General features: G+C 57.0%; 7 protein-coding genes and 1 other RNA gene. 4 read left to right on the top strand and 4 right to left on the bottom strand.

Annotated features, from left to right (window positions below):
* Positions 1–342: 342 nt before the first annotated feature.
* The gene (locus KORM41_RS18575; protein ID WP_068152538.1) at positions 343–822 is read left to right on the top strand and encodes a GNAT family N-acetyltransferase; all 480 of its coding nucleotides are present in this window, start codon (positions 343–345) and stop codon (positions 820–822) included.
* 626 nt (positions 823–1,448) lie between these two features.
* Here the strand turns inward: KORM41_RS18575 and KORM41_RS18570 are convergent.
* From KORM41_RS18570 to rnpB, 3 genes are all read right to left on the bottom strand, one after another.
* Positions 1,449–3,911 (bottom strand): zinc-dependent metalloprotease, encoded by a 2,463-nt coding sequence (locus tag KORM41_RS18570; RefSeq protein ID WP_068151919.1) that lies wholly within the window; start codon positions 3,909–3,911, stop codon positions 1,449–1,451.
* 162 nt (positions 3,912–4,073) lie between these two features.
* Positions 4,074–5,846: a DUF885 domain-containing protein gene (locus KORM41_RS18565; protein ID WP_068152534.1), complete on the bottom strand. Its 1,773-nt coding sequence runs from the start codon at positions 5,844–5,846 to the stop codon at positions 4,074–4,076.
* A 188-nt stretch (positions 5,847–6,034) separates the two neighbouring features.
* An RNA gene (rnpB, locus tag KORM41_RS18560) (RNase P RNA component class A) lies at positions 6,035–6,400 on the bottom strand.
* A 100-nt stretch (positions 6,401–6,500) separates the two neighbouring features.
* On the opposite strand from rnpB, the gene KORM41_RS18555 reads away from it, so the two are divergent.
* Positions 6,501–6,731: a hypothetical protein gene (locus KORM41_RS18555; protein ID WP_231727329.1), complete on the top strand. Its 231-nt coding sequence runs from the start codon at positions 6,501–6,503 to the stop codon at positions 6,729–6,731.
* 74 nt (positions 6,732–6,805) lie between these two features.
* Here the strand turns inward: KORM41_RS18555 and KORM41_RS18550 are convergent, their stop codons facing one another.
* Positions 6,806–7,468, bottom strand: coding sequence for a TetR/AcrR family transcriptional regulator (locus KORM41_RS18550; protein ID WP_197421273.1), 663 nt, complete (start codon positions 7,466–7,468; stop codon positions 6,806–6,808).
* A 318-nt stretch (positions 7,469–7,786) separates the two neighbouring features.
* Between KORM41_RS18550 and KORM41_RS18545 the strand changes: the two genes are divergently transcribed.
* Both KORM41_RS18545 and KORM41_RS18540 read left to right on the top strand, forming a co-directional pair.
* A complete protein-coding gene (locus tag KORM41_RS18545; RefSeq protein WP_068151910.1) occupies positions 7,787–8,917 on the top strand; it encodes an efflux RND transporter periplasmic adaptor subunit in 1,131 nt (376 codons plus the stop codon).
* Positions 8,918–8,929: 12 nt separating this feature from the next.
* Complete coding sequence (locus KORM41_RS18540; RefSeq protein WP_068151907.1) at positions 8,930–12,070, top strand: efflux RND transporter permease subunit; 3,141 nt, start codon at positions 8,930–8,932, stop codon at positions 12,068–12,070.
* The last annotated feature ends 60 nt before the right edge of the window (positions 12,071–12,130 follow it).

The following is a 12,130-nucleotide window of genomic DNA, read 5'->3' as shown; positions in this document are numbered from 1 at the left end:
TAACGCCATAGAGCCCCCTTGTTTTTTGGTGGCCGGTTGTGAACCATTGGACACAGGGGTTCGCCTTAACGAAATGTAGTGATCAATAGTTCTGATGATCCGAGCACGGTATCGAGGAACAAAGGAACAGATAGCGTTTGCGGCAGGTGCCCCACTATGCGGCGCCGCGACCTGTCGACACCGGATTGAACGTCTTGTGGCCAGTATGTACATTTCCAAGATGATGCCCCGTGTCTAGGTTTCACACGACAAGCGTTTAAAATTGGCCCCTTCGTTTCGATTGAGGTCCATGGAATCTTTCAACTTGGCAAACAGCCTTAATCGAAAAACAGATTGGAATTTGTGGTGATCGTTATTCAAATTGAACCAGCCCGCCAGGATGATGTCCTAGAACTCATAGCTGCATCTGACGCTTACATGGCAAGCCTGTATCCAGCAGAGAGCAATCATATGATAGATATTGATGAGCTGGAGCGCGCTGACTTTCGCCTCTTTGTTGCGCGGGACAATGGCAAGCTGGTGGGTTGCGGCGGCTGGAAGAAGACCGGCCAAGACACTGCAGAGATTAAGCGAATGTTCGTGTCTCCGTCCGCTAGGGGATCAGGAATTGGCAGGCGCCTACTTCATGCAATCGAAGCTGACGCACTCGCGGCAGGCATTCAATTGATTCAGTTGGAGACTGGAGTGAGCCAGCCAGAGGCGCTCGGACTATATCGGCGTCAGGGCTATCATGAGCGGGAGGCATTTCCTCCCTATGCCGCAGATCCACTTTCGGTGTTCATGGAACGACAATTGAGCGACGGAAAGCCGAATAACCCATAGGATGCCGTTCAGTTACTCACTATAATCCGGCAGTCCATGCGGTTGATCCAAACATCAAAAGCCCAGTTTTAAATCGAGCTATGCTTTCTGGAAATTCAGGAGTTCTTACTGCGCAGACAGTTTCTACCTAGCTTGGATGACAAGACTTCCAGACACGGTCTCACAGATTTCCTGGGTGGGCCACTCTTGGGAACAATCCACGCCGCAAGGATCTGCTTTGCGGTTATCCCAGTCAATAGGGTCCTGCAATCGATCTTTATTTGGTCCACAATGAATCTGGACTGCTTTTGGCGATGGGCCGACATTCAGCTCACCAGAGCTAGAGGTCCGCTTCCCCTGCCCTTGCGGACACGCTAACATCTCCGAAATGCGTGAACGACACTAATTTTGTCCGATTTTTTCAGGACAGAATTAATGTCGTTTTTCCACCAAGTGCAGTTGCTCCAAATTGATCGAATATGTATCGGAATTGGCGCGGCTACATCATCTGGTAGGTTTTTGGGACATAATTACTGTCGCGTGACAGCGGCCCATGCTGAACCAGCCCGGAACCATCAAGGCCATCGCACCGGGCAACAAAAAAGGAGCCCGCAGGCTCCTTCATCCGGTCCGACTATATGCATCGCCTACTGATCAGGCGCACAGTGCCAGCAGGTCTCGGCCCCACCAATGGGGCTTCCCGGCGGAATGGTTGGCGCCACAGGCTGACTTACCGCAGGGGTACGCGCACGAGCCAGTGCATCATCGATCCGCGCCACTAGGCCGTCACTGAAGGCCGGAGCCGCACGGCGGGCACGGGAGACCTGCCTCTTCAAACCCATCAGCGCGGCGCGGCTTGCCTGCCGCACCCCGACCGCAATATCCGGACCAAGTGTCAGGGTGATCAGCCGCTCGGCATATTGGCCAACAACCAGCTGCCGGAGCGCTTCTGAGCGGGCATCGGAGCGATGCTTGCCCAACATATCCCCGGTGATGTCTGCCATCACCTGCTCAAGCGCGGGATAGTCTGCCAACAGCCCCTGCTGATGCAGGCGTGCCAATCGCCGGGGCGCCAGAAGCGCGTCGAAGCTGAGATCCACCGCCACGGATGCCGCGCCCATCAGGTCGAACATTGGCCGGGTCGCGGACGTGAAAGTTTCGCGGCCAAACTGCGGATCGCCCTCGCCGTATCCAAGGGGCGACAGGGCAAGCAAAACCGGCTCAGTCACATCAAGCGTTTCCGGGGACAGTGTATCCAGAAGCGCATCGATCGCCGCCTGCTGGCGATCCCAAGACACGCGCACTGGAAGCGCTCGCCCATCGCCTTCAGCGCGGTAAGCGAAATCGGCCCCACCAATAAGCTTCGCCGCTGCCTGCAGCTGATAGCGGTGGTAGAGGTAGAGCGGCACGAATTTGGTTTGAAGCGCTGTCGCATCTTCACCCGGTCGCAGATTGCCGTCACCGAAGCGGTCCAGCGCGATACGGCGAACAGTCATGGTGTTCGCGAGGCTTTCAAGCGCATCTTCACCTGTGTCCCACAAGGCACCACGAATATTGCCTGTGCCAACAGAGCGGGAATCTGGATCAGTGACATAAATCAGCCCCGCTTTATCGGCTTCAGCCACAAGGGCCGCCTGCGCTGCCTGGTCATCCTGATTGCCGTAATCGCCATACAGGAAATTCACGGTCCATTTGTCCCAAGCGCCGATGCCCACGCCGTAGGCATTTGAAAAATCGAGCGTCCCATCAGGGTTGGCGCGAACATCAGGTGCAGGATAATCCATAACGCTGGCCCGACCGCCATAGGTGCTGGCTGCCATATTGTGGGCAAAGCCAAGGGCATGGCCGACTTCATGGGCCGCCAACTGGCGAATACGCGCGAGTGCAATCTGCACAGGATCGTCAGCCACACCTGTGCCGGTTTTTCCGGCTCCCGCGAGCGCTTCAAAAATCTTGATATCCTGGCGCACACGCAAGGAGCCCAGCAGCACAACACCGCGCAGGATTTCGCCGGTACGCGGGTCAGATAATGCCGCACCATAGGACCAACCGCGCGTGGCCCGGTGTACCCAGTTCACCACATTATAGCGCGCATCCAGCGGGTGCACGCCTTCGGGCAATATCTCCACCCTGTAGCCACCGGGGAAGCCAGCGGCCGCGAATGCATCGGCCCACCAGCTTGCACCCTCCTGAAGCGCGCTGCGAATTGGCTCCGGCGCACCGTTATCGATATAGAAGACGATCGGGTTGATGACATTACCGCTTTCATCTTTTTCAAGACGGTAGCGCCGTGCAAGAACGGTCACCACATCCTCGTCCAGGCCTGCAGACATATCAATATACCCCATGCTCAGAATGCCTGCACGGGCATCGTAGCGGCGTGTCTTGTAGCCATCAGCCGGCAGTTCACGCAGGGTCGTATGCGCGATCAGGGTCACAGCTTCCGGCACAGGCGTTGTCGCCTGCACTTCCGGCCCAGGCTTCTTGCCCGAGAATGTCACATGGGCATCAAACTCACCATTGATAGGGAACATGAAGGCTGCACGCGTGTCGATATAGGATCTGTCCTTATCGATGGAGAAACTACCCTGCCCGGTATCACCCAACCGCGCTGCAACGCCCGTTGCGTCACGCATCAGAAGGCTGCTGATGTCCACCAGCACTTTGCCGGAAACTTCGTCCGTGGCAATGATGTCGCCGGACCAGATGATGGACTTGGCAAAGCTTGTTTCCACTGCGCGCTTTTCCGCAACATTGTCTGCGGTCGCCCGGAAACGGGTATTCTCTATCACTGCCATGACCTTTGCACCGGCCCGCCGGAACTGGATGATGTCGCTGCCATTCGGCACGCTGCGGTCAAGACCCATAGGGTTCGATCCAAGCCCGCCTGTAAGGTAGGTGGCGTAGATATAGCGGCCCATCTGACCGTCTCCATCCGGCCCATCCAGCGCCAAAAGCGCACGAGCTTTCGCGTGATCGACATACAGATCGATCAACCCAGGCTTATGTTCCAGCCCCTTGATCTCTTCTGCGAACTCAGCCGCAGTTGACGGCACAGACACCAAGGCCACCCATACGAGCGCAACCATCATGGACATATATCGGCGCATTTACTTCCCCTGAAACTTGCAAGAATTCTGACAAGGAGAGACTGTAGCGCGCAGAAGCGAAATTGGAAGACCTATCGCGCCAATTGTATACAATTGTGACAGGTCAAAGCAAAAGGGGCGGCCACTGGCCACCCCTTCGCTGATTTCTTGTACCTGTGCCTTTTAAAGCTGGGACGGCACGAACCGCTCCATCACCGCCTGACGCATAAGCATTGGCGGCAGCAGGCCCTGGGCCAGGATAAAGTCATGGAAAGCCTTGGCGTCGAACTTGTCAGCGAGTGCCAGTTCAACCTCTGTCCGCAAGGCCTGCAGCTTGCTGTAGCCATAGAAATAGGCGGGCGCCTGCCCCGGGATGCGGTAGGTGTAGCGCTCAATCTCATTCTGTGCCCACGCATCCGACAGCATCACATCTTCGGTCAGAATGCGCTTGGCCTCGACCGCATCGATCAGACCAAGGTTCAGCATTGGGTCGAGGAATGCACGCGCTGCACGCAGAAGCCGGTGCTGCAGCGATACGAGCTGGGCATCCAGTGGCATATAAGGCTTGGAGATTGCCTCAGCGTAAAGCGCCCAACCTTCCACATTGGTGCTGTTGAAAGCGTAAAGCTGACGCGCAAGCGATACACCGTTATCAACCATGGATGCGAACTGAAGCTCGTGCCCCGGGCGCGCTTCGTGGGCCGAAAGGGTCCAGGCGTTGGCACGGAATGTCTCATCGGTCGCCTTCCAGCTACCGTCCTCGTTCTTTTTCAGAAGCGGCAGGCGGAAGGTTGGATATTCTTTCGGGCCGGAATTCACAAAACGTGGCGGCTGCAGGTTCGGCGCGGGTTGCTGGGCCGTCTCTGCCGCTGTCATGATACGCACCTGGGCGTCACGCTCAGGGATCGTCACCAATCCTTCGCGGATCGCGATCTCTTCAAGCTTGGCGATGACGTCCTCATAGAATTCCTTCAACTGATCGCCAGGGATATTGTCTTCTTTCAGTTTCGCGATCACGTCGCGGTAGTCGTGGCTCGCGTATCCCTTTTCTTCAGCGACAAGCACCGCAAGCGCCTTCATTTCATTCTTGATGTTGGCATAGCCAAGGGTGGCGAGCTCGATCAGTTCCTCAGGGCTTGCATCCACGCCCCAGGTTGCCTTCAGGGCGTCTTCATAAAGCGGACGCGGCAGGCGCGCGTTCTGGCGGGCACGGGGCTTGATCTCATCCTCAATAAAGGCGCGGTAGTCGGCCAGCTGTTCCTTCAGTGTCGCGACGGCATCCTCCCAGCCTTCAAGGCCCGCACCTTCAAACAGGCTGTCGATGCCATCAATGAAGGTCGGCATACGTTCCAGGTCCTGCTCGACTTCCTTGATATAGGGCCCCTTCAGCTCCATGTTGCCCATCCGCTCGCGCGTGCGGGCCATCGCGAGCTCAACGATCGGGGTATAGCCGTCCTCAAGGCCGGCATAGCGCTTCAGGCGCGTGACCGCCTGAGCGTGGCGCGATGCATCGCTGCCGGGCCCCAGAAGCGCCTGGAAGCCACCGAAAATCATCTGCGGCACATTGAAGTATGGCAGCTGCGCGCTATTCTGTAGCTCAAGTGTTTTGGCACCGTCTTCGAGTGCCTTCACCATAATGGCCATATCCTGCAAAAGCGCGGGATCAGTTTCATTGGCCATCTGAGCCTTCAGCGTGGCGACAATTTCCATCGAGTCCGCACGGTAACGGTCCACGACGTTTTCCTTGAGGTCAAAGACATTCGCCTCAACGCCGGTCACGCCCACCTGGGCCGCGAACTCAGGCTGATATTTGCCCATCAGGTTCAGGAGCTGCTGGGAGTATTCATTGCTTTTTTCGACCCAAGTTTCGGCGAACACGCCGGTCGACATGGAAAGAGACATGGCAAGCATGCTGGCGCCCGCCAGCGCATTTCTGGCAACTGATTTCAATTTCATCAGGATATCCTCGCTGTTGATTTGTTGTTCTTGTTTCACCGGGACAAACACATCACACCCCTGCCCCGCTGGGTTAAACCATAGAAATAGATAGGGGCCCCGACAGCAAATTGCGACAGGCCGTGCATGCTTTGCGACAAATTATCGTAAAACAGTAATTTTACGCAACAGTATAACGCTGAGGAAATAGCGGCAGATGGCGTGTAAGCCGGGTTCTGTACCAGCAAGCTGGTGATGGCCATTCCTCTAGGCGACATGTTGCCATGCCGCTCAAGCAACCGACCCGGACGGTGGCGCAGAAACTCGCCTGCCACTAAAGGCAACCATCCCTATTGGTCTTGCTCCCGGTGGGGTTTACCCTGCCATCCCTGTTACCAGGGACGCGGTGCGCTCTTACCGCACCCTTTCATCCTTACCTGACGGATCAGGCGGTTTGCTTTCTGTGGCACTTTCCCTGAGGTCGCCCTCGCCGGCCATTAACCGGCACCGTGTTTCCGTGGAGCCCGGACTTTCCTCCCCTACCCTGAGGTAGCGGCGGCCATCCAGCCATCTGCCGGGCGGCACTCAAGCACCAGCGCCCTGCGGGGTCAAGAAAATAAGCACGCACACGGGCTTGAAGCCGCCATAATTTTAGGGCAAAGTCCGCCGCAAATCATGATTGAGGACGTACCCATGAAAAAACTGATCCCAGCTGTAGCCCTGTTTGCCCTTGCGGCCTGCTCCAGCGATGGCGATGAAATCGTGTTCGACACAACGCTTGGCCCACGGACCGAAGCGCAGGTGGAAAGCCTGCCGTCTAACTTGAAGGGCGATAGCGACAACGCCCGCTATTCAAGCGAGGACCTGAAGGGCGCCGGGATGGAATCGACCGACGGCACCGAATAAGACGCCCAAAGATATCAAAAGAAAAGCCGCCCAAGGTTTGACCAGGCGGCTTTTTCTATGGGGTGATCGCCCCGTCAGCTTTTACGATATAGTTTGATAAAGCACTTCACCACGTCAACTACATGGGCTTCAAGGACATCATCGCTCACACTATCACGCAGACCGATTTCCATTTCGAAATGAGGCTTGCCTTTCAAAAGCGAGATCAGGCGCGCGCCAGCTTTTTCCAGATCATCGATTTCCAGCTCGCCTTTGTCCACCCAGTATTTGAGAAACGCGGATAGCTTGACGATCATCTCGGCCGGCCCTGCTTCCCAGAAAATCTGGGCAAGTTCCGGCCCCCGCGGTGCAGCAGACACCAGCACACGGTGCATAGCCATGGCATCCTGGCTCATTAACAGATGAGCGAAACGCATAGACACGGCTGTCAAGTCGGCCTCCAGCGTATGACTGCGCACTTCCTGCAATGCCTGATCTGGGAAATATTTCTCGATGGTAATGTGGATCGACTCACCGAACAGCTGCTCTTTCGACGAAAAATGGCTGTAGACAGTTTGCTTGGATACCCCGGCCCTTTTCGCCACTTCATCCATGCTGGTACCGTCGAAACCATTCTCAAGAAACAGCCTGCTCGCGGCATCTATAATAGCTCTGTTTTTTTCCACATCGCGTGGACGCCCGCGCGAGGGCTTACTCTGATCTTCTGCGCCCTTTTGCGCCAGTGCGGTATTCGACACGGTTATCAGCCTTTTTTCTGTTCCGACTTTCCAGTCCATTTGGGCTTCAATAGCCCCTCACTCCCGAACATGCAAATTTCTGACAAGTCAGCTATGCATATTTTTTAGACTAGATAGTCTACAAATACCAAACCAATTGCCCCATATGCAAGCTATCAAACGCATCGGGCATAATTTTACGTTACGGAACCATTGCCTCGATAATTTACTAGACTATGCAGTCTAGTTTATATATACAAGCGGAAAAGCAGCCTGACAGACAGTTGCAAGATCAGGCAGTTGCAAGATAAGGCCCGAGGGGCGACAGCAGGACACAAGATGACAGTACAGCGTGCGAAAATCTTCAAGGCGGCAGGTATTCTGGCCGCAGTAGGCATCTTCAGCAGCATCCTTGCCGCTCGAATTACGGCGCAGAGCATTCCTGAAAGCGGGCAGAGCCGCTCACTGCCGGTCCGCACTACGGAGGTTGTGCTGGAACACGGCTACCACGCAAAACGAACCTTCACCGGTCGCGCGGTCCCTGGGAGGATCAGCCAGATGGCCTTCGAGCTAGGCGGCAGCGTAAGCGCCATCGCGGTCGACCTTGGCTCGCGCGTCAAGAAGGGTGACACGCTGGCCGCGCTTGACACCGCCCGCCTTGCTGCCCAACGGGCGCAACTGTTGGCGGAGCAAGATGAAGTGAAAGCCCGCCTCGATCTTGCCGAACGCACGCTGAAGCGGACGCAGGAAACCTATGCACAGGGTCATGCATCAGCCCAAAACCTGGACGAAGCCGAAGCAAACGCCATCTCGCTCAGGGCAAATCAGAAGCGACTGGAAGCCGCAATCGCCGCACTCGACGTAGACCTGACCAAATCGCGCATAACCGCCCCGTTTGACGGCGTTATCACCGCCCGCTTCCTGGATGAGGGCACGGTAGTGGCTGCAGGCACCAGCATAGTTGAAATTTCAGAAAACAAACGGATGGAAGCCCATGTCGGCATGCCGCCCAAATATGCCCAGGCGGCACGGGACGGCGCACCGATAGAACTCCGCGATGGACGCCGCAACACCATCAGCGGTGCTACCCTCCGATCCGTTGTACCCTCGATCGAGGGGCAAACCCGCACAATGATGGTCACGTTCGACCTGCCGACAGGCACCGCCGCGCGAGGTGAACTAATCACCGCTGTTGTAAGCGACTGGGAAGAGGCGAAAGGCGCATGGCTACCCCTTCGCGCCCTGTCTTCGGACGTACGTGGTTTGTGGCGCGTCAACAAGATTGTAGACGGCCCCGAAGGGCCCCATGTGCAGTTCGAAAATGTCCAGATCCTCTACACGGACAATAACCGTGTCTTTGTTACCGGCACCATCTCAGCTGGTGATCAAGTCATCGCCGACGGAATTGAACGCCTGGCCCCGGGGCAGCGCGTGACCATCCTGCCCTCAAGCCCAGAACCCCGCGGTTAAGGAAGACGTCAGATGAAAGGTTCCCTTTATAACCACCCACGGGTGGTCTGGCTGATCCTCCTTCTGATCGTGATCGCCGGCTTCAACAGCTTCTACACCATGCCGCGCCTTGAAGACCCGCACATGCAAAGCCGTGTCATTCAGGTGACGACTTTCTATCCCGGCGCGGACGCCGAGCGGGTTGAAGCGGAAATTTCCGAAAAACTCGAGCGCAAGATGCGCGAAATACCGGAAGTAAAAGAAGTCTGGAGCGTCTCCAACCCCGGGGTATCGCTGATTACTGTGGAACTGGAAGACCGGGTCGATGACGCCAAGCCCATTACCGCACGCCTGCGCGACAAGGTATCGGAAGTAACCGACCTGCCCACAGGCGCCCTGGCACCCGACTTTTCCGATACGCGCATCTATGCCCATTCCGCCATCATGGCGCTCACCTGGCACGCGGATGCGCCAATCAACTATGCCATTCTTGGCCGTCATGCCCGCGAAATCGAAAGCCAGATCAGGAACCTTTCGGGTACGGATTTCGTTGATGTCCTGGGCCTGCCACAGGAGGAAATCAGGGTCAGCATCGATGACGCGGAACTCGCGGCTTACGGCCTGACAATGGAAGACGTGGCCGCCCGTATTCGGGGATCCGACGCACGGGGTGCAGCTGGTGTGGTATCCGATGACAGGAACCGCATGGTGGTGCAGGTTTCAGGCGCGCTCAACAGCCTCGACCGCATCCGACGCATTCCCCTGGGGCTGGATGCCTCCGGTGCCAGCCTGCGCCTTGGCGATGTGGCAAAGGTGGAGCGCGCGTTTGAAAACCCGCCCAGCCGCCTGACCTATCTGAACGGCCACTACGGTGTGGTTATCGCCGCCCGCATGTTCGAAGATTACCGCATTGATGCCTGGTCCGAACAATTGGGTGCATTGCTTGAAGACGCAAAGGGAACCTTGCCTTCGAGTGTGCATCTGGAACGCATTTTCGATCAGCGCGAATATGCCGATGAGCGCCTCCATGGCCTGATGGGCAACCTGGCCGAGGGGGCGCTGGTGGTACTTCTGGTGCTTCTGGTGTCGCTGGGGTGGCGGGCGTCTCTTGTGTCTGCCTCCATCCTGCCGCTGACGCTTCTGGCATCACTGGCCATTACTGACGCCATGGGTCAAAGGATCGAACAGGTTCTGGTAACGGGCCTGATTGTGGCGCTTGGCATCATGGTGGACAATGCCATCGTAATCACAGACGAAATCCAGCACCTGCGTCTCAAGGGCGAACGCCGGTCTGTCGCCGTTGCGAAAACGGTACGCAAGCTGTGGCTACCACTGCTGGGGTCCACTCTCACCACCATTATTGCTTTCATGCCGCTTGTGCTGATGCCAGGCAATGCTGGTGACTTCCTGATCGGCGTACCGGCCGCTGTAATTGCCTCGCTGATCGCCTCCTACGTGATCGCCTTCACCATCATTTCTGCTGTTGCAGGGCGTGTGGTGGAAGGGCGCGCGCCGGATGCCGGGCCGATCAAACGCGTCTGGTGGCGGGACGGTGTTGAAGGCAAGCTTTTGTCCACGCCGTTTCGGAAAAGCCTGGAATGGTCCGTCCGCCGCCCGGTTCGGTCGATGGTGGTTGCGACTGCCATTCCGCTTTTAGGCTTCTTACTGGCTGGTCAATTGACCGAACAGTTTTTCCCCACAAGCGACCGGAACCAGTTCCGTGTTGAGATACAGATGCCCGCCCAGACGTCCATCGAGGAAACCCGCCGTGTGGTTGAAAAGCTGGATATGGACCTGCGCACCAACCCGGAAATTCAGACAACCCACTGGTTCATCGGCACGCGGGCCGCAAAGTTCTATTACAGCATGATGGCCAAGAACGATGGCCTCGTGAATGCCGCAGAAGCTGTTGTTACCGTTGAAGAATTCGACCAAATCCCAAGGCTGATTCCCAAACTGCAAACTGAGCTGACAACGCTGCTGCCCGAAGCGACAGTGCTTGTACGCGAATTTGGCACCGGCCCCCCAATCGCCGCCCCGCTTGAGGTGCGCATTGAGGGCCCAGACCTGGCTGTTCTTGAACGCCTTGGTGAAGACATGCGTGCTATTGTCAGCCGCCTGCCAAACGTGACTTTCACAAAGACCACGCTGAAGGCCGGGCGCCCGATGATCAACGTAAGAGCCCGGGAAGACGATGTGTCCGTCACCGGCCTGACGCTCAGCCAGGTGGAGGCACAGCTTCAGGCGCTGACTGGCGGCATAGTTGCCACCTATGTGATTGAAGAAACCCAACAGGTGCCGGTACGCCTGATCGCGGATCGGGCCAACTGGTCCAACATCAGTTCGATCGCCGACATGAGCCTGACCGGGCGCCCCCTTCAGGGCACATCCTCACGGGGCCTGACCGACCTTCCGGTCTCTGCCGTGGCAGACGTGGAACTGACGACGAAGGTAGGCACCATCGAGCACCATGACGGTGTTCGCCTGAACAAGGTGCAGGCTTTCCTGGACTTCGGTGTGTTGCCGGATACCGCCTTCAAAGCCCTGAAAAAGGCGCTTGAAAACGAGCCCCTGGAAGTCCCGCCGGGATACAAGATCGAATTCGGCGGTGAATCGGAAAAGCGCAATGAAGCCATGACCAAACTGTTCGGCACCGCGGGCCTTTTGATGGTGCTGATGCTTCTTGCGATCGTCCTGACCTTCAACAGCTTCCGTATGGCGTTTGTAACCTTCGCAGCAGCTGTTCAGGCAGCGGGTCTTGGCCTGTTTTCCCTATGGTTTTTCAATTTTCCACTCAGCTTCGTTGTGATTTTCGGCCTGATGGGCCTTGTGGGCCTGGCCATCAACGCGACCATCGTAATCCAGTCGGAGCTTAGGGGCATCAAGGCCGCGCGCGCCGGTGATCCAGATGCTGTGGTTGAGGGCGTGATGAGCACGGGCAGGCACATCGTATCAACAACGATCACTACCGTGGGCGGCTTCACCCCCCTTATACTGGCGGGCGGCGCCTTCTGGCCGCCTTTTGCTGTGGCAATAGCAGGCGGCGCGTTCCTTTCAATGATTGTGAGCTTCTATTTCGCCCCTGCCGCCTTCCTTTGGATAACCCGCTACAAGCCGGTGACCGCCCCGGGCGGAGAACCTCCCGCACCGGCAAAGGCACCTTCAGGGAACTGATCAGATATAAATAAAAAGGCCGACCCACATGGGATCGGCCTTTCTATTTCAGGCGATGTC

The sequence above is a fragment of the Kordiimonas lipolytica genome, assembly GCF_001550065.1.
The sequence above is the reverse complement of the archived record's forward strand: the minus strand, read 5'-3'. Positions and strand labels throughout refer to the sequence as shown.